The sequence below is a fragment of the Lysobacterales bacterium genome (assembly GCA_014946745.1).
Lineage (GTDB): Bacteria > Pseudomonadota > Gammaproteobacteria > Xanthomonadales > Xanthomonadaceae > Aquimonas.
Genome location: JADCRD010000003.1, coordinates 670,728 through 692,928 on the forward strand (window position 1 = coordinate 670,728; position 22,201 = coordinate 692,928).

At 66.6% G+C, this 22,201-nt stretch carries 15 protein-coding genes and 1 riboswitch; of the genes, 10 read left to right on the forward strand and 5 right to left on the reverse strand.

The features are described from left to right. Positions 1 to 43: 43 nt before the first annotated feature. The 6 genes from H4O13_18540 to H4O13_18565 all read left to right on the forward strand — a co-directional run bounded on the left by H4O13_18540 (position 44) and on the right by H4O13_18565 (position 9,945). Positions 44 to 1,036, forward strand: a complete 993-nt coding sequence (locus tag H4O13_18540; protein MBE5317395.1) for a fumarylacetoacetate hydrolase family protein — start codon at positions 44 to 46, stop codon at positions 1,034 to 1,036. A gap of 311 nt (positions 1,037 to 1,347) precedes the next feature. Beyond that, positions 1,348 to 2,013, forward strand: coding sequence for a maleylacetoacetate isomerase (gene maiA, locus H4O13_18545; GenBank protein MBE5317396.1), 666 nt, complete (start codon positions 1,348 to 1,350; stop codon positions 2,011 to 2,013). A gap of 373 nt (positions 2,014 to 2,386) precedes the next feature. Continuing rightward, positions 2,387 to 5,305 (forward strand): TonB-dependent receptor, encoded by a 2,919-nt coding sequence (locus tag H4O13_18550; GenBank protein ID MBE5317397.1) that lies wholly within the window; start codon positions 2,387 to 2,389, stop codon positions 5,303 to 5,305. 263 nt (positions 5,306 to 5,568) lie between these two features. Continuing rightward, positions 5,569 to 7,587, forward strand: coding sequence for a S9 family peptidase (locus H4O13_18555; protein ID MBE5317398.1), 2,019 nt, complete (start codon positions 5,569 to 5,571; stop codon positions 7,585 to 7,587). A gap of 285 nt (positions 7,588 to 7,872) precedes the next feature. Beyond that, entirely contained in the window at positions 7,873 to 8,559 is a 687-nt protein-coding gene (locus H4O13_18560; protein ID MBE5317399.1) for a hypothetical protein, read from the forward strand. A gap of 3 nt (positions 8,560 to 8,562) precedes the next feature. Continuing rightward, positions 8,563 to 9,945 (forward strand): M50 family metallopeptidase, encoded by a 1,383-nt coding sequence (locus H4O13_18565; protein MBE5317400.1) that lies wholly within the window; start codon positions 8,563 to 8,565, stop codon positions 9,943 to 9,945. A 67-nt stretch (positions 9,946 to 10,012) separates the two neighbouring features. Here H4O13_18565 and fabB read toward each other — a convergent pair whose 3' ends face one another. Together fabB and fabA are read right to left on the reverse strand one after the other, a co-directional pair. Beyond that, positions 10,013 to 11,230 carry a beta-ketoacyl-ACP synthase I gene (fabB, locus tag H4O13_18570; GenBank protein ID MBE5317401.1) on the reverse strand — a complete coding sequence of 406 codons (1,218 nt, stop codon included), beginning with the start codon at positions 11,228 to 11,230 and terminating at the stop codon, positions 10,013 to 10,015. After that, positions 11,230 to 11,739 carry a 3-hydroxyacyl-[acyl-carrier-protein] dehydratase FabA gene (fabA, locus tag H4O13_18575; GenBank protein MBE5317402.1) on the reverse strand — a complete coding sequence of 170 codons (510 nt, stop codon included), beginning with the start codon at positions 11,737 to 11,739 and terminating at the stop codon, positions 11,230 to 11,232. Before fabA ends, fabB begins: the two co-directional genes overlap by 1 nt. A gap of 318 nt (positions 11,740 to 12,057) precedes the next feature. Between fabA and H4O13_18580 the strand changes: the two genes are divergently transcribed. The 3 genes from H4O13_18580 to metB all read left to right on the forward strand — a co-directional run bounded on the left by H4O13_18580 (position 12,058) and on the right by metB (position 16,905). Next, positions 12,058 to 14,316 carry a TonB-dependent receptor gene (locus H4O13_18580; GenBank protein MBE5317403.1) on the forward strand — a complete coding sequence of 753 codons (2,259 nt, stop codon included), beginning with the start codon at positions 12,058 to 12,060 and terminating at the stop codon, positions 14,314 to 14,316. Between the two features lie 151 nt (positions 14,317 to 14,467). Next, positions 14,468 to 14,600, forward strand: a riboswitch (SAM riboswitch). A gap of 89 nt (positions 14,601 to 14,689) precedes the next feature. Further along, positions 14,690 to 15,736, forward strand: a complete 1,047-nt coding sequence (locus H4O13_18585; protein MBE5317404.1) for a homoserine O-succinyltransferase — start codon at positions 14,690 to 14,692, stop codon at positions 15,734 to 15,736. Then, positions 15,736 to 16,905, forward strand: a complete 1,170-nt coding sequence (gene metB, locus H4O13_18590) for a cystathionine gamma-synthase (GenBank protein ID MBE5317405.1) — start codon at positions 15,736 to 15,738, stop codon at positions 16,903 to 16,905. The genes H4O13_18585 and metB overlap by 1 nt, the downstream gene beginning before the upstream one ends. A 238-nt stretch (positions 16,906 to 17,143) precedes the next feature. Here metB and H4O13_18595 read toward each other — a convergent pair whose 3' ends face one another. After that, positions 17,144 to 18,898: a DUF11 domain-containing protein gene (locus H4O13_18595; GenBank protein ID MBE5317406.1), complete on the reverse strand. Its 1,755-nt coding sequence runs from the start codon at positions 18,896 to 18,898 to the stop codon at positions 17,144 to 17,146. Between the two features lie 564 nt (positions 18,899 to 19,462). Here H4O13_18595 and H4O13_18600 point away from each other — a divergent pair. Beyond that, complete coding sequence (locus H4O13_18600) at positions 19,463 to 19,567, forward strand: PLP-dependent transferase (protein MBE5317407.1); 105 nt, start codon at positions 19,463 to 19,465, stop codon at positions 19,565 to 19,567. A gap of 251 nt (positions 19,568 to 19,818) precedes the next feature. On the opposite strand, the gene H4O13_18605 is transcribed toward H4O13_18600, so the two are convergent. Next, positions 19,819 to 21,003, reverse strand: coding sequence for a chemotaxis protein (locus tag H4O13_18605; GenBank protein ID MBE5317408.1), 1,185 nt, complete (start codon positions 21,001 to 21,003; stop codon positions 19,819 to 19,821). A 127-nt stretch (positions 21,004 to 21,130) separates the two neighbouring features. Further along, positions 21,131 to 22,201 (reverse strand): chemotaxis response regulator protein-glutamate methylesterase, encoded by a 1,071-nt coding sequence (locus H4O13_18610; GenBank protein MBE5317409.1) that lies wholly within the window; start codon positions 22,199 to 22,201, stop codon positions 21,131 to 21,133.

Here is a 22,201-nt window from a genome sequence, read left to right on the forward strand (position 1 = left end):
CCGTGGTTCGAGGAATCATCGAGCCAAGCACCAAGGACACACCATGAAACTCGCAAGCCTCAAGGAAGGCGGCCGCGACGGCAGCCTGATCGTCGTCAATCGTGAGCTGAGCCGTGCCGTGCGCGTGCCGCAGATCGCGCCGACCCTGCAGCGCGCGCTGGAAGACTGGAGCGTGACCGCGCCGCGCTTGAACGCCGTATACGAGCAGCTGCAGTCGGGCGCCGACAGCGTCGAAGGGCAGGCCGTGTTCGCGTTCGACACCGCCGCGCTGGCCGCGCCGCTGCCGCGCGCCTACGAATTCGTCGACGGCTCGGCCTACCTGCCGCACGTCGAGCGCGTGCGCCGCGCCCGCGGCGCCAGCGTGCCCGAGAGCTTCTACGTCGATCCGCTGATGTACCACGCGGTCGGTGCCGGCTTTTACGGCCCGAATGATCCGGTGCGCGTGCCTGATGAGGCCTTCGGCATCGACCTAGAAGCCGAGGTCGTGGTGGTCACCGACGATGTGCCGATGGGCGTGTCGGCCGAAGCCGCTGCGAGCCACATCCAGCTGATCGGGCTGATCAACGACGTCAGCTTGCGCAACCTGATTCCGGACGAGCTCGCCAAGGGTTTCGGCTTCCTGCAATCGAAGCCGCGCTCGACCCTGTCGCCGGTGTTCGTGACCCCGGACGAGCTGGGCGAGGACTGGCGGGACAGCAAGGTCCACCTGCCGCTGCTCAGCCATATCAACGGCGAGTGGTTCGGCGCGCCCGAGGCCGGCGTCGACATGCAGTTCAGCTTTGCCCAGCTGATCGCCCATGCCGCGAAGACCCGCCCGCTGGTGGCCGGCAGCATCGTCGGCTCCGGCACCGTGGCCAACGAGGATGAAGGCAAGGGCGCCTCGTGCCTTGCCGAGAAGCGCATGCTCGAAATCATCCGCGACGGCAAGCCCAGCACGCCCTTCATGAAGTTTGGCGATCGCGTGCGCATCGAGATGCTTGATCGCGCGGGCAGCTCGATCTTTGGCGCAATCGACCAGGTGATGGAGAAAGGCTGACGCAGCCGCGTGCGCTCCGCCGCACGGCAGCGCGGCCGTGCCCTCACGCTTCCAGCGGCTCCGGCGCAGTGCTCGCGCTGGCGGCAGGGCGTGGCCCAGCCTTGCGGCGCGCGCGGGCGTCTTCTGCGAGCGTTAGCCAACGCAGCGCGGGTGCGGCTGCGCCGGACGCTTCCAGGCACGGCTCTGACATCGGCGTTGACGCCGTCTCTCGACGCCGTTCGACGCTGGCATCTGCCGTACGTGTTGCCGAGGCCCACCGGCAGCGCGTAGATTTTTGTGAGGGCGATCACGTCCGATCCGGGAGCGGCACCATGAGCGAGATGCTGAGCCTCTACAGCTACTGGCGCTCAAGCGCCGCCTACCGGGTGCGAATTGCCCTGCACCTGAAGGGCCTGGCCTACGCGCAGAGGCCGGTCCATCTGCTCAACAACGGCGGTGAGCAGCGCAGCGCAGAGTTTCGTTCGATCAACCCGCAGGCGCTGGTGCCGGTGCTGTTGGACGGCGAGCGCGCGATTCGTCAGTCCCTGGCGATCATCGAGTACCTCGACGAGGCATTCCCCGCAGTTCCTCTGCTACCAGCGATGGCGCGCGATCGCGCGCGCGTGCGCAGCTTGGCCCAGCTCATCGCCTGCGATGTGCATCCGCTCGCCAACCTGCGCGTGCAGCAGTACCTGGAGCGCGAGCTTGGCGTTGACCAGGCCGCCCGCGAAGCCTGGTCGCGGCATTGGATCGCCGAGGGCCTCGCCGCCTTCGAGGCCTTGGTTTGCGACAACCCCTCGACCGGCGAGTTCTGCGAGGGCGAGATGCCTTCTCTGGCGGACTGCTGCTTGATCCCGCAGATCTACAACGCCCGTCGTTTGCACATGGACCTGTCGCCGTTCCCGACTTTGCTGCGGATCGAAGGCAACTGTCTGGCCCTGCAGGGCTTCCAGCAGGCCGCGCCGGAGCGGCAGCCGGATGCGCCGCCCAGCTGTTGACGGGCAGATGGGGCTCGCCTCAGGGATCGGTGGCCATGGCCCTTGAGGCGTCTCCCGACGAAAGCCCAGCGGCTTGATCGTGCCGAGCGTGCAAGGCGTCCACTCAGGCTTTTGGCGCACTCTCCGCGGCGGATCCGGACCCCGGCGCCGGTCTAGTTCCGTCAGCCTGCCGAAAACCCGTGTCTGCAGGGCGTCCGCTCAGGCTCGGGCGGCTGGCGTAGCACAACATCGATGACGTCGTCCGACCGCAGGGGCGGGCCTGTTTCCTCCAGGGCGACAAGCTGTTATGTTTCCATTAAGCCCGCGCCCAGACGGCTCTCGTTCAGCTGTGGCGTGTGGCTGCCATCGGTTCCACTCACGCGAGATCAAACTCATGAAGAAGACGAAGGTACCGGCGCGCCACCCGCTCGCCCTGGCCTTGGGGGTCGTCCTTGCTGCGTCGCTGGTCCAGCCCGTGCTGGCCCAGGAAGAGAGCGAGCAGGAGTCGGCCGAACAGCAAGACGGCGAAGAAGGTGATGAGGCTACTCTTGACCGAATCCAGGTCACGGGCTCCTTGATCGGCCGCCTTGGCTTCAACTCCATTTCTCCGGTGCAGGTCATCACTGCCGACACCAGCATCAACGCCGGCAAGCTCGACACCGCTTCGATCCTGCAGACGTCGAACGTCGCCGCCGGCTCGACCCAGATCAGCAACCAGTTCTCGGGCTTCGTGGTCGAGGGTGGTAACGGCGTACAGACCCTGTCGCTGCGTGGCCTTGGCGCCAATCGCACCCTGGTCCTCCTGGACGGCCGCCGTCCGGGCCCCGCCGGCACCCGCGGCCAGGTCGGTGCCTTCGATCTGAACGTCATTCCCAGCGTCATCCTGCAGCGCGTTGAGCTTCTCAAGGACGGTGCAGGCTCGATCTACGGTTCAGACGCCGTCGCCGGTGTGGCCAACCTGATCACCCGCAAGTCGGTCGATCGCCCTGAGCTGCTCGTTGACACCAACCTGCCGGAAGAGTCGGGCGGCTCGCGCTTCAACATTTCCGGTGCCACCGGCTGGAACTTCGAGAGCGGCAGCATCGTTGCCGCGTTCCAGTACTACAAGCAGGAACCGCTGCTCCGCGGCGACCGCGACTTCTTCCGCTGCAACGACGATCTGGTGCGTGATGCCAACGGCGCGCTCCTGCCGTTTGAAGATCGCTCCACCACCCGCGGCACCGCGAACGAGGGCTGCATCAACTTCGGCATCTACAACGCCGTTGACGATCTGGGCCTGCCGGCGGGTCTGCGTCGCTACGGCCCGTCGCCGGACGGCGTGAGTACCGGTCCGATCCCCGGCTACCGCATCGTGCGTAACGCCAACGCCGTGCCGGCGTCCGGCACCCCGGCGTTCTACGAGCAGCCGGCCTATGCCGAGTTCAACAATGCTGGCCACATCTTCGCCGGGCAGGAGCGTCAGAGCCTGTTCTTCTCGGGCGACTTCACCTTCGGCGATATCGGTTGGAACGGCCAGTTCCTGTACACCGGCCGTGACACCACTTCGCGCGGCTTCCGCCAGTTCTTCCCGGTGGTGGACGGCCGCCCGGCCGGCTTCCGCGGCCAGGCGAACACCGGCAACGTGCAGATCATCATGCCGTTCCGGTCTGACGCGAACATCAACGTTGACTACCTGTACGCCTCGTCGTCCTTCAACGGCGGCTTCGGCGCGGATACCAGCTGGTCCTGGCGCTTCGACACCACCTTCTCGCGCTCGGACGGTGACTACACCGTGCTCAGCATCGCCCGCGACCTGACGGGTGATCGCGTCAACAGCCCCGATCGCAACGGTGGCGGCGCTCCGATCAACTACTTCGACCCGCGCATTCTGAGCGGCGCGGCCATGGGTTCTCTGGTCGACGCGATCGGTGTGACCCATACGGGCAACACGATCTACGACCAGCTCGTTGCCAACGCCGTGGCTTCCGGTGATCTGTTCGAAACCCCGGCCGGCTACGCCGCAGCCGCGATCGGCACCGAGTTCCGCCGCATCGAGATCAACGACACCCCGAGCGACATCGAGCGCACGGGCGGTCTGTGGGGCCAGAGCTCGGCGACCGGCACCAAGGGCTCTGACTACATCTCCGAACTGTTCGGTGAGGTCGAAGTGCCGCTGCTGGCCGGCCTTCCGGGCATCGAAGAGCTGACCGTCAACGCCTCGTCCCGCTTCTTCAAGTACGACAGCGTGGCCGACTCCGATCTCGTGTGGAAGATCGGCATGGGCTGGCAGGTGATTCCGTCGCTGCGCGTGCGCGCCACCAACGGCACCTCCTACCGCGCGCCGGGCCTGTACGAGCTGTACCTGGGCGACCAGACCGGCTTCGTCGGCCAGACCGGCATTGACCCCTGCGTCAACTGGGGTGTCGACGCCACCGATCCGCGCGTGCGGGCCAACTGCGCTGCCGCCGGCATCCCGCAGGATTACGACGGTGTTGGCTCCTCGGCGACGGTCATCAGCGGCGGCGGCTTCGGTGTGCTCGATCCCGAGACCTCCAAGTCCACCAGCGTGGGCCTCGTGTTCACCCCTGAGTTCGCCAACCTGAGTGCCTCGATCGACTACTTCGAGATCCAGGTCAACGACCAGATCACCCAGCTGGGCGCTGCCGCCATCGTCGGCGGCTGCTACTTCGGCGACGTGTTCCCGAATTCCTTCTGCGATCTGTTCACCCGCAACGCGGCCAACGCGCCGGTCGGTGCTTACAACATCAGCGAAGTGCGCGACTCCTATCTGAACATCAACAAGCAGCTGGTCCGCGGCTATGACCTGAACCTGCGTTGGGATCAGGAGTTCGGCTTCGGCAGCCTGGAAGTTGAAAGCCAGTTCACCTACACCATGGAAGACGTCGAGCTGCTGTTCGACTCGGCCGAGGAAAGCGGCTTCGTCAACGAAGACCAGAACGGCCTGGTCACCCGTCCGAAGCTGGTGGGTAACCTGCGCACCGCCCTTAACCGCGGTGACTGGACGTACACCTGGACGATGGACTACGTCGACGGCACTCAGAACTTCACCGTTGCTCCGACCGGCTTGTTCCGCGGAACTCCCAACGCGGTGTTCGATCGGGATGCCGAGTCGCGTCTGTACCACGGTCTGTCCGTGCGTTACCAGGCCGACAAGTGGAGCACGGTCGTGGGCGTGACCAACGTCCTCGACAAGGAGCCGCCGACCATGTCCAACGGTGGTGGATCGACCCGCTACGGCACGATCCCGGCCTTCGCCACGCAGTACGACTGGTACGGCCGTTCGCTGTTCGCGCGTTTCGCCTACGAGTTCTGAGTGGGCTGAAGGGCAAGTCCGACGGCCGGGATCTCCCGGCCGTCGGCATTTTCGGGGCACGCAAGTCGCTTCCCAACGGCCTCAACAGACCCTTGACATCGAGCGGCGCGTGATTCGCGGTGCGTGGCGCCTTGCGCTGTCACGAACGATGCGCGGGAGCATCGGGTTGCGGGTCGGATGTGGGTGATCCACGCTTCACGACATCAGCAGTTGGGGCGCGCCGCGCGCGCGGGTACCAGACCATGTTCATCAGGAGCACGTACATGAAGCACAAGATTTCGCTTTGGCTCGCGCTGGTCGCGGGTCTTGTGGGCTCGCCGCTGGCTGCGGCGGAACCTGCACCCATCTCAATCGATGCGCTGGCGCGCATGCCCAACATCCAGTCGATCTCGATGAGCGCTGATGGCCGCCATCTGGTTGCGCTGCTCGGCAAGCCCGGGGCCGAAGAGTTCGACACCTCGTTGGCGACGTGGGATCTCAACGATCTCGACAAGGGCCCGACCGTCACCGCATCGGGCGATCGCATGCGCTTCATCGGCGCCTCGCCGTTGAAGGCGGGCAAGTTCCTGGTCGTGGGTCGCCAGGAGTGGACCGGCGATATCGCCGCTTGCGGCGGTGAAGGCAACAGCGTGGGTTCCACCAAGACCTTCGTCAACAAGGTCTACTTGACGGACGCGAGCCACGGGGAGTTCCAGGAGGGCCTCGCGCCGACCCAGCGCAAGACGGGCATGAGTGACAACACCAAGCGCTGTCTCGAGATTTTCGGCACCTCCGACCTTGTGAGCGCGCTGCCGCTGGATCCGGAGCGCGTGGTCATCGCCCAGCTCGACATGTCGACCTTCCGCGACGTCTACCTGCGCTACAACCTGCGCACCAAGGAAAGCGAAATGCTGTTCCGTGCCGGTGGCCGCTCGCAGCCGGGGCTGTTCGATCCGCGCAACGGCGATCTGCTGACCCGCGTGCAGCTGGAGGCGAAAGAGGGTGGCTACGAGCAGTGGGTGCTGATCCGCAACCCGCAGACGCTGGAGTTCGAAGTGCACGACGCACTCACCACCAAGGTGCGCGATCGCTACAGCATGAACATCGTGGGTCGTGACGAAGAAAGCGGAAAGTTCTACGTGCTCACCGACAAGTTCTCGGACCAAGTGCAGGCCCGCATGTATGACCCCGTCGCGAAGAAGTTCGACGACGAGGCGCTTGTTGCGCATCCGCAGTTTTCGATCATGAACCTGATCCTGGGCACGCGCGAAAGTGACTTCAACAAGGTCATCGGCTTCACTGTCGGTGGACTGGTGCCGGAGACCCAGTGGGTCGAGCCGCGTCTCGCCGGCATCCATGAGGGCCTGAAGAACGCCTACCCCGGCAAGATGGTGTCGATCCTTGGCTACACGGACGATCGCAGCAAGGTGCTGTTCTCGACCGAGAGCAACCGTCATCCACCGATGTATGGCCTGCTGGTCGATGGCAAGAACGTCGTCACGCTGGGAACCGAGCGCGACGGCATCGACCCCGAAAGCCTCGGCGAGCAGAAGTGGGTGACCTACGAGGCGCGCGACGGCATGAAGATCCCGGCCATCCTGGATCTGCCCGCCGGCTGGACCAAGGACAAGGGCCCAGTGCCGACAGTCATCCACCCGCACGGCGGCCCCTGGGCGCGTGACTTCGGCGGTTGGGACGTCAGTGGTTGGGTGCCCTTCCTGACCTCGCGCGGCTATGCCGTGCTGCGTCCGCAGTACCGCGGCTCCTCCGGCCTCGGCCGTCAGCTGTGGCTGGCTGGCGACGCTGAGTGGGGCCAGAAGATGCAGGACGACAAGGATGACGGCGCCGCCTGGCTTGTGAAGGAAGGCATCGCTGATCCGGAGCGTCTGGTGATCTTCGGCTACTCCTACGGCGGATTCGCCGCTGCCGCCGCGGTGGTGCGTCCGGACAGCCCTTACCAGTGCGCTATCTCCGGCGCTCCGGTGACCAACCTGGCCCGCCTTGGCAACCGCTGGAGCGAGAACCGCCTGCAGCGACTCCTGCAGGGCCGCACGGTCAAAGGCATGGATCCGATGCAGAACGTTGAAAAGGCGAACGTGCCGGTGCTGCTCTACGTGGGCGATCGCGACGTGCGCACGCCGGCTTTCCACGCCCGTGATTTCTACAACGGCGTCAAGGACCGAGTTCCGGCGACCTTCGAGCTGATTCCCGACATGCCGCACAGCCTGCCCTGGTATCCGCGCCACCAGCAGCAGACGCTGAAGCTGATCGAGGACTTCCTCGCGGGTCCCTGTACCGCCTGAAGCGCCCCCGTCACGCGAGACCCCCCCAAACGGCCGCCCGCGAGGGCGGCCGTTTGTGTTGATGCAGTCCAGACCAGGTTCAAGGGTCTTGGCGACCGCGGTCTGGCGCCATTCCTCGCACGCCGCTCCTCAATCGCGTTCCTCGGGCGCGGTGGTGGCAGAGAACCACCGCGCGCGTTGAGCCCGGCAAGCGTTGGCAGAATGCCACCGCCGGGAGCTTGAACGGCACGTTCCGCGACGAGTTTCTGAGCTATGGAGTGGCTCTGTAGCCGGGCCGAGGCGCGTGTGATCATCGAGAGCTGGCGCTGCCACCCCAACGAGGATCGCCCTAACTCGAGTCTCGGGTACCGCACCCCGAAGCAGTTCAAGGACGAACAGAAGCGGAAGAGCGAAGCATCAACCCACCGATTTCTCCGCAAACGGATCCGCGTAAAGGAAGGTACTGCGCGCCTAGCGCAATCGCTGCGCCGGGTTGTGATTCCCGTGGTCGTGCGAACTTCGCTCGATGCGCCGGACCACGTGGTTGCGGGGGAGCCACTGGTGGCCCCTCGGGACACCGAAGGTCGACAGCGCATGATGCAGTCGATCTACAACGCGCTGGCGGCAGAAGTGGAAAAGGACCCCGTGCCTTGGGAGTTCGCTTTCTGTCTGCATCGATGGATGGTGGCGGACGCTGCCCCAGGGTTTCCGCTAGAGCGCGGTCTTGATGAAGATGCCCCGATGGCACTGCTGCCACAGCACGTCACCTTGTTTGAGCGCGACCGACATCAGTACTGGGTGCACGTGGGTTCGCAGATGGCCTATCGGCTTCCCGACTGGGCCTATGGGCTTCATGGTCGGTTGCGCGAAGGCCCAAAGACTGCGCGCGCCCTGAGCCATGAATACAGCGCGATGGGCATAGACGCATCGGATCTCGGCAGGCTGCTCGAATCGCTCGTACAACGCCGTCTGCTGGCAGTTGCTGGACCCTAGACCTTGGCTGATTCTTCCATCTCTGCGAATGAAGCAACCCATTGGGTTCTTAATGGTGAGCTTTGCATTTTGCCGTTCGAGGGGGATGGCGGCGAACGTTGGCTGCTGGAACTTGACGATGTCAAGGGCAAGACCCAGCGCGTGGTGGTGACGGATCGCGTGAAGCGAGCGCTGATGCAGTTTCGTATTCCGAGCACCTTTGCTGAAGTCACCGATGCGCTCTGCCGAGAGGGCTGGGATGGAGAGGCGCTTGAGTCGCTGAAGTCGGTCCTGGAGAAGGACTGTCTGCGCAGGCATCTGTTGGTGAGGGAGAACGTTGGGGCAACCAGCGCACCACTCCAAATCGAACGCCCGGGTTACATGACGGCGTTGCTCAGACTGCTTTCGCCGCGCTCGGTCAATCCACTCGCGCGCTGCCTTTCCCCTGGGTTCTCGCGGCCCGGAATTCTGCTTGGTAGTTGCGCCGCCCTGCTGGGGTTTGCCTTGCTGCTGTCGGAGCTTCAGTCGTCGCGAACCTATGCGTCACCGACCTCGGTCGAGCTGCTGCTAGGGGTTTTGCTCGGGCTGTTCGTTCTGCTAGTGCATGAGCTCGGACACGCGGCAGCCGCCTGGCGGTGTGGAGCTCGCCACGTCAGCATCGGTGTTGGCTGGTATGTGCTGTTTCCCGTCGCCTGGGCCGAGCTGTCGGAGTGCTGGCGTCTGCCTGCCCGCCAGCGGGCGCTCATCGATATCGCGGGCGTCTTTCTGCAGGCGCAGCTTGTCCTAGCGTTCATGCTCGTTTATCTGGCGACGAGCCATGCACTCCTGTTGGCGAGCGCAGCAGCCGCCAGCGCCTCGATTCTCTGGAATCTGAACCCCCTGCTGCGGATGGACGGCTACTGGCTGTTGAGTGATCTTCTCGGGCGCAGCAATCTTCGGCGCGATGGGCGCGAGACCATGGCTGCCCTCTGGCAGCGGCTGAGATCAGCGAGCGTCGTCAAACCATCTCGGGCTCATCCGAGAGGCCTCACTCCGGGCTTGCTTCCGTTGCTTGCGGTTTATGGCCTGGCATGTGCCGGGGCGTTCGCGGTGGTGCTGGTACTCGCGGGTATCCAACTTTGGCAGGGCGTTCTACAGGAACTGCCCGCGCGTCTGGAAGCGGTTGCGGACCTCACTCTGGCCGAGATCAGTTGGGCAGATGCCATTGTTCTGGTTGGCGCACTGATGTGGAAGAGCCTGCTGCTGTTCATGCTCGCCCGCTTTCTGCTCGGTCTCGCCGTGCGCCTGTTTCGCCGCACCCGCACCCGCACCCGCACCCGCACCCGCACCCGCACCCGCACCACACGGAGAGCGGACTCACGGGTCTCGTCGCCGGTCACAGCAGGTGTGCCCCCCGAAGCCCGGTGAGCGTGTGCCTTCCCGATCGGGACGATGTCCGCAATGGCCGGTGTGCAAGGAGCATTGGAACCGGGATTCAGTGCAGGGTCCTCAGCACGAGACAGGCATTCGTTCCCCCAAACCCAAAGCTGTTCGACAGCACCGTCCGCAGCGAGGCCTCACGGCTCGCCCGCAGCAGCGGTGCATCGCCCACGCCTGGGTCGGGTGTTTCCACGTTCGCCGAGCCGGCCATGAAGCCGCCCTCCAGCATGGCGAGACAGTAGATCGCTTCGTGCACACCGGCGGCGCCCAGCGAATGCCCCGACAGTGACTTGGTCGAGGAGAACGGCGGCATGGCTTCACCAAACACTTCGCGCAGGGCGCGCAGCTCGATGAGGTCGCCGAGTGGTGTCGAGGTGCCGTGGGTGTTGATGTAGTCGATCGGCTGATCCAGCCCGGCAATCGCCTGGCGCATGCAGGCGACCGCGCCTTCGCCCGAGGGCGCGACCATGTCGGCGCCGTCCGAGGTCGCGCCATAGCCGACGATCTCGGCGAGGATGCGCGCGCCGCGTGCCTCAGCGTGCTCCAGAGCTTCCAGCACCAGCGCTCCGCCGCCACCGGCGATGACAAAGCCGTCGCGGTCGGCGTCATAGGCGCGCGAAGCGGTTTCGGGCGTGTCGTTGCGCTGGGTCGACAGCGCGCCCATGCCGTCGAACAGGCTGGCCATGCCCCAAGAGTTCTCCTCGCCGCCGCCGGCGAACATCATGTCCTGCAGGCCCCAGGCGATCTGCTGGGCAGCCGCGCCGATGCAGTGGGCCGAGGTCGCGCAGGCCGAGCTGATCGAGTAGTTGATGCCGCGCACTTTGAAGCGCGTCGCCAGGCAGGCCGACACCGTCGAGGCCATGGTGCGGGTGACCTGGTAGGGCCCGATGCGACGTACGCCCTTGCTGCGCAGCGTATCGGCGGCTTCGATCTGGTGCGCCGGCGAACCGCCACCCGAGCCCATGATCAGGCCGGTGCGCGCATGACTGACCTGCTCCGGCTTGAGGCCTGCCATCGCGATGGCATCTTCCAGCGCCACGCAGGCATAGGCGGCCGCGTCGCCCATGAAGCGGCGATCGCGGCGGTCGATGCGCGCTTCCAGATCGATGTCCGGCACCCCGGCAACCTGGCTGCGCAGGCCCGCTTCCACGAACGCCTCGCAGCGGCGGATGCCGGAGCGACCGTCGCGCAGCGCGAGGCTGACGCTGGCCAGATCGTTGCCCAGGCAGCTGACGATGCCGGCCCCGGTGATGACTACCCTGCGCGGAAACATCAGAAGCCCGAGGTGTCGGTGAACAGCCCGACGCGCAGCTCGCTGGCCGTGTAGATCTCGCGCCCGTCCACCCACATGCGGGCATCGGCCACGACCATGTTGAGCCTGCGGCGAATCACCCGCTTCACGTCGATCAGATAGCGCACGAGCTTGGCCGTCGGCAGCACCTGGCCGGAGAAGCGGACCTCGCCGACGCCGAGTGCGCGACCGCGCCCCGGCAAGCCTTGCCAGGTCAGGAAGAACCCGGCCAGCTGCCACATGGCGTCGAGCCCCAGGCAGCCCGGCATCACCGGGTCGCCGCGGAAGTGGCTGGCAAAGAACCACAGGTCCGGGCGGATATCGAGCTCCGCTTCGACTTCACCCTGGCCGTGCAGCCCGCCCTCGGCGGCGATGCGGGTGATGCGGTCGAACATCAGCATGGGCGGCAGCGGCAGGCGCGCCTGGCTGCCTTCGAACAGACGGCCTTCGCCCGAGGCAATCAGCTGGTCGCGATCGAAAGTGTCGAACATGTGTTCCGGTTCCAAAAGGCTGCCAGCCGGCAGCAGGGGCTGGAATTATCCCTGAAAACGGAACAACTGTTCACTGAGTTGCGGGCGGCGCGCCTGGGCGGGGCCTTGGCCTGCCGCCGCGTTACCAGAACAGCCGTCGCCGTCGCCAGGGCACCGACAGCGGGCGCAGCTTTCTGAAGGTCTTCCTGGGTTTTCGGCGCAGAGCGCGCGGTTCGAAGGAGTCCCTGCAGCATTTCCGTCGTAGCAGTGTCACCGACCTGCCACGGGCGGCGCGTACACAGGCGGGCTTTCCACCTGTCCCGTTCGAGGCTCCCCGTGATCCGTCGCGCCCGTCTGCACCGCGCCATCCTCTCCGCCCTTGCCCTCGCCAGTTTTGGCGCACAGGCCCAGACGCCCGCGACGCCCGACAGCGCGAACGCGGCCGAGCTCGACCGGGTCGAGGTGCGCGGCGCCATCATCTACCGCGACCGCACTGAGGCGCCGGCCACGCTCAGCTACGACCTCGAATACTTCCAGCGCTTCGAGCCCCTGACCGTCGGCGACATGCTGAAGCGCGTGCCCAGCGTGGCCTTTCTCGGCGACGTGCTGGAGTACGACGGCGTACGCCTGCGCGGCCTGGACCCGGGCTATACGCAGATCTTGATCAACGGCGAGCGCGTGCCCGGTGGCGGCCTGGACCGCAGCTTCTTCGTTGATCGCATTCCGGCCGAGCTGGTCGAGCGCATCGAAATCCTCCGCTCGGCCTCGGCCGATCGCAGCGGCGATGCGGTGGCGGGCTCGCTCAATATCGTGCTCCGCGATGGCTACTCGCTGGACGGCGGCTACCTGCGCATTGGCGCGCTGGACTACCGCGACGAGAGCGAACCGCTGGCCGGCGCCGTCTGGGGCGGTGAGGCGCTGGGCGGCCAGCTGCTGGCCGGCTTCAACGTGCAGGGCCGGCGCAGCCCCAAGGACAAGTTCAGTCAGCGCTTCGACGAGCCCGGCGGCGAGCTCGACAACACCGAAGTGCAGACCGACGTGCGCAGCGGCGAGGACTACGCCTTCAATCTCGACTATCGGGTGGCGGCGGGCGAGGGTGAGCTGGGCCTGCGCGCCTTCTACGTGCGCACGGATCGTCTGCAGGACGAGGATTCGCTGGAGTACGCCGCCGGCATCGCCACGCAGGCCAACCTGCAGACGGTGAACGACAACGACCTCGATATCCGCACCGACAACTGGTCGCTGGGCCTCGACTACACCCTGCCGATGGCCGGCGGCGAGACGCGCGTCCGGCTGGGCCACGCCGGCTTCGACGACGACCAGTCGGAGTTCGAGTACGAGACCGAATACCTGCGCGATGCGCTGCCCTTTCCGGACGCAGATCGGTTTACCGGCGACCTGATCGAGTTCGATCTGGAGGATCGCGAGACCACCGCCGAGCTGCGCCACACGCGCGACCTGCACAACGCCCGCCTGCGCTTCGGCCTCGACTACACCGCGAAGCGCCGTGACACCTCGCTGCTGGAAGTGCGCAATCGCTTCACCATCGCCAACGGCGCGACGCCTTCGATCCCCGGCACCTTCGGACCACTGCAGCCGGTCGATGGCGGGGTCAACGAGATCCGCGAGGACCGCATCGAGCCTTTCGTCCGCATGGACGGCCAGGCCGGCCAGGTCGAGTGGGAAACCGGCCTGCGCTACGCGCAGACAGAAGTGGAGCTGCAGGACTTCACGGTCGACGCGCAGGATCAGCGCCAGGACAGTGACTACGGCCTGCTGCTGCCCTCGGCGCACCTGCGCTTCAACCTGGACGAGCGCCAGCGCATCACCGCGTCGCTGGCGCGCACCCTGCGGCGCCCGGACTTCAATCAGATCTCGCCGGCCCTGCTGACCGCCGAGCTGGGTGACAACGACTTCCTGGGCAATCCGGACCTGGAGCCCGAGCGCGCCTGGGGCTTGGACCTCGGCTGGGAGTACCGGCTCGGTCGCAGCGGCGTGGTCGGCGTCAACGCCTTCTACCGCGACATCAGCGATCTGATCGAGCTGGCCAACACCGGGGTCGAGGGCGACGAAGGCCCGGGCACCTTCGTTCTGCAGCCGCGCAACACCGGTGACGGCGAGGTCTGGGGGCTGGAGTTCGATCTGTCGACGCCGCTCACCGCCTTCGGCATGGACAACACCGGCGTGTTCTTCAACTACTCGTGGCTGGACAGCGAAATCGAGGACGACTTTGGTACGCGCACCTTCAACAGCCAGTCCGACTTCGTCTTCAACGTCGGCTTCATCCAGGAGCTGCAGGGCGTTGGCGCCTCGTTCGGCCTGACCTACCGTGAGCAGGGCGATGCCTTCAGCCGGATCGTGGGTGAGGAAGTGCTGACCCGCTACGACGGCGATCTTGAGGCCTTCATCGAGAAGCGCTTCGGCGAAGCCTGGGTGCTGCGCCTGTCCGGCTCCAACCTGCTCAACGCCAGCAAGGATGAGGTGTTCGACAAGTTCACCACGATTGCCGACCAGATCGCCCGCGACTACGACGAGTACGAGCTGGAAAGCGAGACCGGCGGACGCGTCTACCAGCTGGTGCTGCGCTACCAGTTCTGATCGTCTCCCACGCGTACTGCACGCAAAGGCCTCGGGCATCGCTGCCCGGGGCCTTTGCCGTTCAACGGCCGCGCTTGTGACGCGGCGTCATATATCGCTGTATCCGGATGAAAGGATTGACAGTCATTCCGATCGTGGGCAGACTGCCGCCCAGCCATCAAGACCGGCAGAGGGACAGGCCCTTTGAAGCCGGGGCAACCTGCACGCGCAGCACGCGCTCAGCAGGTGCCAAATCCTGCGGCAGGCGCGTGTCTTCATCGACGCGCGCAGCCGGAAGATGGGCATGCCGTGCAGGGGTGGATCCCCGCCGCCATGAATCGCTTCCGACTCTGCCTCCGGTCTCGATGGATCACCGTCCACCCCGGAGCGCGCCATGTCACTTGCCTCTGCCGAAGCCTGCGCCCCCGCGCACAGCGAGCCCGACTGTTGCGGGCTTGAACTGAAATCGCGTCTGCCCGCGGGTGGGCAGGACAGCTTCGAGTTTGAGCTGGAGATGCGCCACGCCGGCCTGCGCCGGGTGCGCCTGCGCGTCGAATGGACGGGCGATCCGCGCCTGCCGGCGGTGTGGGTAGCGGGCGGCATCAGCGCCCATCGGCACGTTTGCGCCAACCAGATCGATGCCCAGCCGGGCTGGTGGCAGGAGTTGGTCGATGCACATCCCGCGCTGGACCCACAGCGCTACTGCCTGATCGCCTGCGACTGGCTCGGTGCCGAGGGCGACATCGACGCGCCGATCAGCAGCGAGGATCAGGCCGACGCCATCGCGCGCGCCCTGGATGTGCTCGGAATCCGCCGTCTGCGCGCCTTCGTCGGCGCCTCCTATGGCGGCATGGTGGGGCAGGCCTTGGCTGTGCGCCACCCGCGCCGGCTGGAGCGGCTGGTGTGTCTGTCGGCCGGGCCGCGCCCGCATCCCTTCGCTTCCGCCTTCCGCGCCTTGCAGCGGCAAGTGGTGGCCCTGGGGCAGCTGCAGTGCGCCGACCAGCTTGGCCTGTCGCTGGCGCGGCAGTTCGCCATGCTGAGCTACCGCAGCCCCGCCGAGTTCGCGCAGCGTTTCGACGCGCCGACCGAGCTCAGCAACGGTCGCGCGCGCAGCCCATCCGAGGCCTACCTCGCCAGCTGCGGCAGCCGCTATGCCGAGCGCTGGAGCGCGACGGCCTTTCTGCGGCTGTCCGAGTCGATCGATCTGCACGCGATCCAGCCCGCGCAGATCCGCGTGCCCACGCATCTGCTGGCCGTCAGCGGCGACTGGCTGGCGCCGCCGGAGGACCTGCGGGCCTTCGCCGCGGCCATCGCCGCGCCCGCCCAGTTCGAGAGCATCGACTCGCTGTACGGCCACGATGCCTTTCTCAAGGAAACCGACCGCGTGGGCGCGCTGATCGCGCGTGCCCTCAACGCTCCGACCGCCAACGAGGTGCACTGATGAGCCGCCACGCCCCTGCCACCGTCGCCGCGCGCGCCGGCATCGACCGTGACTCCGCCTACGGCGCGGTGGTGCCGCCGCTGGTGCTCTCGACCAACTTCAGCTTCGCCGGCTTCAACGAGAAGCGCACTTACGACTACACGCGCTGCGGCAATCCGACTCGCGACCTGCTGGGTGAGGCCCTCGCCGAACTCGAAGGCGGCGCCGGCGGCGTGGTGACATCCAGCGGCATGGCCGCGATCACGCTGGCGCTTGCTCTGCTCGATCCGGGCGATCGGCTGGTGGTGCCGCACGACTGTTACGGCGGCAGCTGGCGGCTGTTCAATGCGCTGGCGAAGAAGGGCCACTTCGAGCTGGTGGTCGCCGACCTGACCTGCCCGCGCCAGCTGGCCGACGCGCTGTCAACGCCGCCGAAGCTGGTGTGGATCGAAACGCCCAGCAACCCGCTGCTGCGGATTACCGACCTGCGCTTCGTCATCGAGGCCGCGCATCGTGCCGGCGCGCTCGCCCTCGTCGACAACACCTTCCTCTCGCCGGCGATCCAGCGGCCGATCGAGTTCGGTGCGGACCTGGTGCTGCATTCGACCACCAAGTACATCAACGGCCACAGCGACGTGGTCGGTGGCGCGATCATCGCCGCCACGCCTGAGCTGCATCAGCAGCTGACCTGGTGGGCGAATTGCCTGGGTCTGACCGGCAGCCCCTTCGACAGCTTTCTCACCTTGCGTGGCCTGCGCACGCTGGAGCCGCGTCTGCGCTGCCATGTCGAGAACGCACAAGCACTGGCCGAGCTGCTGAGCGAGCACCCTGCCGTCAAGGCGGTGCACTACCCGGGCCTGACGAGCCACCCAGGCCATGCGCTGGCACTGCGTCAGCAGAAGAACGGCGGCGCCATGATTTCGTTCGAGCTGGACGGCGGTGAGGCGGCCGTGCGCGCCTTTGTTGAGGGCCTGCAGTGCTTCACCCTGGCCGAATCGCTGGGCGGCGTGGAAAGCCTGATCGCGCACCCGGCGACGATGACGCATGCGGCCATGAGCGCCGAAGCCCGCGCGGTCGCCGGCATCAGCGACGGTCTGCTGCGTCTGTCGGTGGGCATTGAGGCGAGCGCTGACCTGGTCGCCGACATCGCAGCGGCCTTGAGGCGGGCCGAGCGCGCGCAGGCGGCCTAGAGCAGCGCGTGAAACTTCAGCACGCAAGGGGTCGGTAGCTCCAGCTCCTTTCGACGCGCGTGGCTCTGGATCACTCTGCTGCTGACTCATCCCGCTGCGGCGAGGTGGACGCCAGAGGCCGCGGAAAGCCGATACCCGCATGGGATCGACGCGCTGTGCCGCCTCGTCGGATTGGCAGCCCCAGAACAGAACGCCCGCCTTTCGGCGGGCGCTCTGCGTACTGCGCCTGACTTCGATGTCAGCGGTCGCGGCGTCCGAAGGCCAGCCCACCCACGGCCAGCAGACTGAGCACCAGCGCCAGCAGGCCCACGGCATTGAGGCTCGGCACCACGGCAGGCCGCGGCGCACCGACTGGCGCGCCCGCGAGGTTGACCGCAGCCGCGTTGTTGGCCGGAACCGGGTCCGCCGTAGCCGACGCCACGCTGGAGCTGATGCTGATTGCTCCGCCCGCGGCGATGCGGGTGTTGAGCGTGCAGCTGGCGCTGGCGCCATTGGCCAAGGCACCGACGGACCAAGTGATGGTCTGGCCGGCCGCGCTTGCGCCGCAGCTGCTGCTGACGAAGGCCAACTGCGCCGGCAGTGCGGTCGAGGTGGTCACCCCGCTCGCCGGGCCGGGGCCGGCGTTGGCGACCGTCAGTCCCACAGTCAGCGGGTTGCCAACGATCTGGCTGGGGGGTGGAGTCACGGTGTGGGTGATGGAAATGTCCGCATTCTGCGGGGCCACACAGACCGGCGGGCCCAGCAGGCTGGCATCGTCGATGCTGAAGTTGCTGATTGCAGCCGCCGTACCGCTGGTGGACTCGAATCGGATCACGCGCGTGCTTCCCGCCAGCGCGCTGATGTCCACATTGGCGAGTGCATACGCCGCTGCACCGCACTCGGCCGAAGTCGCATCGCGGCGCCACAGTTCGGTTCCACCCACCGTGAGCCGGATTAAGTCGTTGGCGCCGGCAGCGGCGGCGCACAGGCCAAGACGATAGCCAAAGCTGAGGCTCGTCGCCCCTGTCGGGATGGCTACCGACTGTTCGGCCACGCCCACTTCCAAGGCTGCGGCACCGCCGAACCACATCCACTGAGCGCCGGTACGCGGGCCCGCCGACCCGCCGCCGTTGCCGCAGCCGGCGTCATCACAGAGCGGACTGCCGAAGTTGGTCGAGCTTTGCGTCCACGCAGGGGCGCTGGGCGCCTCGAAGCTGCCGTCGACAATCAAGTTGCTACCGCCGTTGCTGTGGGTAGCGGTGTTGTTGGCGGGAATCGGGTCCGGCTGAGCGCCGCTGATGGTGGCTGTGCTGACCACCGAGCTGCAGGTAAGCGACGTGCGCGAGACCGTCAAGGTGCAGCTCGCGCTGCCGCCATTGGCAAGCGCGCCGATCGGCCAAGTGACGGTTTGCCCGGAGGCCGTCGCGCCGCAGGTGCTGGCGCCAAAGCTCACGCCGGCCGGCAGGGTGTCAGTCACCGTCACGCCTGTTGCGTTGTCGGGGCCGGCATTGCTGGCAGCGAGAACATAGCGATAGCTGCCACCGTTGACCACGCCGTCAGGCGCTGTCTTGGTCAGGCCGAGGTCGGCGGAGGGGCCGCCGATTGCCAGGCTGATGGGGCCCGGGCCAGTGATCTCGTTGCTGAAGCCGCCAACTTCGCCGTTATTGAACGTGGTCGTCACCAACACATAGGGCGTGCCGGCGCTGAGGGTCTGCGTGATCCGCGACAGCGGGGCAATTCCCGCTGCGTCGTCGTTGAACGCGATGCAGTTGGTCAGCGGTGCCGCGGCACTGAAGCTGCCCTGGTAGAGCGCGATCACCGAGTCGATCGCGGGCGTCGTATTCAGTACGGTCAGGGTGTAGCTGCCCGCCGTGTCCACCGTGAAGGATTGCGTGTGGAAGGACACCGCAGTTCCAACGCTGGACACGCCCGAGCATCCCGCAGGGCGGTTGAAGGTCCGGCTGGCGGGCAGGGTGCCGGGATCACGCACCGTCGCCACACGCGTGGCGGTCATGTCCACTCGCGGTGCGCTGAGCGGCTTTTCGGCGCCGGGTGCGCCTTGTGAGGGTATGCGACGGGCACCGTCCGCGTGCGCACTCGTGGCGAACAGTACTGCAGCTGCCGCTGCCGGAATCCAGAACTTGAGCATTGCGATGACCACTCCCGGGTTGAGGTGCGCGGAAACGGGCGAAAACGATCAACCCGTCGTCCGCGCGGCGACAAGTCGCTCCAAGCCTGCGGTCATCGACAAGTTGCGCCCACGGCCCAGCATGCGAACCCCTTGCATGCGCCGGTTGTTGATGTCCCCCGTCTGCGCGGCGTGCTCACATGCAGACTTCAGCGGAGACTAGGGATGTGATGTGGCACACGCAAGCGACCAGAGCGCCGTCGCGGCCTCGCGAGCGTGCGCGGAATCGACGAAGACCCTTGCGGGGTAAGGCGTTGCCCTGGATTCGCGAAGCGCCAGGACAAAGATGTGAAGAAACGTCAGTGCGTCGCGGGCGTGCGAAGGGGCGTGTTCGGGCGGACAGATCGGGGCCAGGGCCGACGTTGCCGGCCGTTCGGGCCGGACTTCGCCATGACCGAATCGCTGGGCGGCGTGGAAAGTCCGATCGCGCACCCGGCGACGATGACGCATGCGGCGATGAGCGCCGCAGCCGGCGCGGTCGTCGGCATCGGCTAGGACTCGACGCGCGCTGCACCGAACAAATCCGAGACGGCGGGTTTTGCCCGACAACCACTCGACGCGCGCTGCGCCCAAACAATCCCATAGGGTGGGTCTTGACCCACCAAGACTCGACGCTCGCCTCGATCACCGCATCCTGTTGGGTGGGCTGCGGTCTGCGTGAAAGCTCGACATGCGCCTCGCCCGTTCAGAAGCCGGAGTGCAGCGACCTGGGGCGAGTGTCCAGCTCCGGTGGGTCAAGACCCACACTAAAAGAGATCCACGCCGCCGGCGCCCATATCGGTCTGTGACACCGGCTTGTGCGGCATGGGCTGCCAGTTGTCGCGCAGTTCGCGCAGGCGGCGGTGCAGATCGTTCAACGCTTCGAGCTTGCGGTGGCTGCTGGCGCCGGCACTCGACGAGAGCAGCTGCTGCAGGCCCGTCGCATCGCGGTTGATGGCTTCGAGTCGCTCCAGGTGGCGCTCGGCCGCGCCCAAGGCCTGGGTGACGATGTCCTCGAACTGCAATGAGCGCACCGCCTCGGCCACCGACTGGTCGATCACCCGCGCGCTGCTGGCGACCTCGTTGATCCCGGCGGCCAAGCTGTCGTTGATGGCCTCGACCTGCGAGAACAGCTTGGAGGCCTCGTGGCGCGCCTGCTGGCTGCGGCTCTGGTCGCGAGTTGCCATGTTTGACACGGTTTCGCGCACCTTGTGCACGGAGTCCTTCGAGCTGTTGGCCAGCTTGCGGATCTGCTCATTGAAGCTGGTCGAGCGCTCGGACAGGCTGCGAACCTCATCGGCGACCACCGCGAAACCACGGCCTGCCTCGCCGGCGCGGGCGGCTTCGATGGCCGCGTTCAAGGCCAGCAGGTTGGTCTGGTCAGCGATCGACTTGACGTCTTCCAGCAGGGCGAAGATGCCTTCGAGGTGCTGGGTCATGGCATCGATGTGGTTCACTGTCGTCGAACTCTGCTCGCTGACCTGCTCCAGTGCCGAGGTCAGTTCGCCCATGTGCCGGCTCGCCTCCTGGGCAAAGCGGCGTACGTCGATCGAGTTGCTCTCGCCGCTGCGGTCGACAATCTTCGCCAGCGTCTGCGTCTGGTGGCGAGCGGTTTTGTTCATCGTCTGAAAGCTGTCGGCCAGCTTGCCGATCGATTGCGCCAGCAGCGCGCGGGTGCGCTGGATCTCCTGCTGGCTGCCGCCCACTTCGCGGCTCACGAACTCGCGCAGCTCGCCGAGCAGCTGCTCCTGTTCCTTCAGCAGCCGGGTTTCGTCCGGCGTCAGCGCGAAGGCGTTGCGGGAGAACCACCACCCAAAGGCGGCCCAGGCGAGAAACATCGTGGTCAGCAGAGCGAGCTCAAGCGCCAGTGGCCACTCGACGAACTGCGCCACCACGTGCGCAAGCGTGAGCAGCAGGGCAGGAGCGATTCGGATCAGGATGCCGGTTTGCATTGCGGTGTTCCCTCGGACTCGTGCTTCTATCGGCCAATCGCGCGGTGGACTTGAGCGCTTCTGGATCGCGGCGCAGCGGACGCCTGACTACCGGGCTTCTGCAATGCCCGTTCCACGAGCACTGCGCTCAGCCTGCAGTGCGCGGCGCGCGGCGCGATTCGTCGGCTGCGAGTTCCAGCAGACGGCCGGCGATGCGGTTCAAGGGAAGGATCTCGTCCACGCCGCCCATCTTCACCGCCGCCCCGGGCATGCCCCAGACCACCGAGGTCGCTTCGTCCTGCGCGAGCGTGGGGATGCCCACCTGGTGCATCTCCAGCATGCCGGCAGCACCGTCGTTGCCCATGCCCGTGAGGATTGCCGCCACCGCATTGCGGCCGGCAGCCTGGGCCACCGATCGGAACAACACGTCGACACTGGGCTTGTGGCGGCTGACCGGGGCGTCGTCGCCAATGCGGCACAGCCAGCGCGCGCCGCTGCGCTCGATGCGCAGGTGGTAGCCGCCGGGCGCGATATAGGCATAGCCGGGCACGACCTGCTGGCCGTCCTCGGCTTCGCACACTGCCATCGGCGAGCAGCGGTTCATCCGCTGCGCGAACGCCCGGCTGAACTCGGCGGGGATGTGCTGGGTGATGACGATGCCAGGAGCATCCGGCGGCATCATCTCCAGCACCACGCGGATGGCTTCTGTGCCGCCGGCTGAAGCGCCGATTGCGATCAGCCGGTCGGTGGTGCGGAAGCCGGCGGCGCCGCGCGGTTTGGGGCGCTGGTCGCCGCGCGCCGGCGCGCTGCGCGCCTGCACCTTGGCGCGGGCGGCAAACTTGACCTTCGCAGCCAGCTCGCCCGCGTACTCCGTCAAACCCTTGACGACTTCGAGTTTCGGTTTCGTCACGAAGTCGACGGCACCGAGGCTCAATGCGTCCAGTGTGACTTCGGCGCCCGCCTCGGTCAGCGAGGACACCATCACCACCGGCATGGGCCGCAGCCGCATCAGGTTTTCGAGGAAGGTCAGCCCGTCCATGCGCGGCATCTCGACGTCGAGCGTGAGCACGTCGGGATTGAGCTGCTTGATCATGTCGCGCGCAACGAAGGGATCCTGCGCGGTACCCACGACTTCGATGTCCGGGTCTTCGCCCAACACCTGGGTCAGTACCTGGCGCACCAGGGCCGAGTCGTCGACGATCAGTACGCGGATAGCCAT

Bases quoted from the DNA above. Each gene is read 5' to 3' on its own strand.
- H4O13_18540 (MBE5317395.1), top strand. From the start codon at position 44: ATGAAACTCGCAAGCCTCAAGGAAGGCGGCCGCGACGGCAGCCTGATC.
- maiA (MBE5317396.1), top strand. From the start codon at position 1,348: ATGAGCGAGATGCTGAGCCTCTACAGCTACTGGCGCTCAAGCGCCGCC.
- H4O13_18550 (MBE5317397.1), top strand. From the start codon at position 2,387: ATGAAGAAGACGAAGGTACCGGCGCGCCACCCGCTCGCCCTGGCCTTG.
- H4O13_18555 (MBE5317398.1), top strand. From the start codon at position 5,569: ATGAAGCACAAGATTTCGCTTTGGCTCGCGCTGGTCGCGGGTCTTGTG.
- fabB (MBE5317401.1), bottom strand. From the start codon at position 11,230: ATGTTTCCGCGCAGGGTAGTCATCACCGGGGCCGGCATCGTCAGCTGC.
- fabA (MBE5317402.1), bottom strand. From the start codon at position 11,739: ATGTTCGACACTTTCGATCGCGACCAGCTGATTGCCTCGGGCGAAGGC.
- H4O13_18585 (MBE5317404.1), top strand. From the start codon at position 14,690: ATGTCACTTGCCTCTGCCGAAGCCTGCGCCCCCGCGCACAGCGAGCCC.
- metB (MBE5317405.1), top strand. From the start codon at position 15,736: ATGAGCCGCCACGCCCCTGCCACCGTCGCCGCGCGCGCCGGCATCGAC.
- H4O13_18595 (MBE5317406.1), bottom strand. From the start codon at position 18,898: ATGACCGCCACGCGTGTGGCGACGGTGCGTGATCCCGGCACCCTGCCC.
- H4O13_18600 (MBE5317407.1), top strand. From the start codon at position 19,463: ATGACCGAATCGCTGGGCGGCGTGGAAAGTCCGATCGCGCACCCGGCG.
- H4O13_18605 (MBE5317408.1), bottom strand. From the start codon at position 21,003: ATGCAAACCGGCATCCTGATCCGAATCGCTCCTGCCCTGCTGCTCACG.
- H4O13_18610 (MBE5317409.1), bottom strand. From the start codon at position 22,201: ATGGCTATCCGCGTACTGATCGTCGACGACTCGGCCCTGGTGCGCCAG.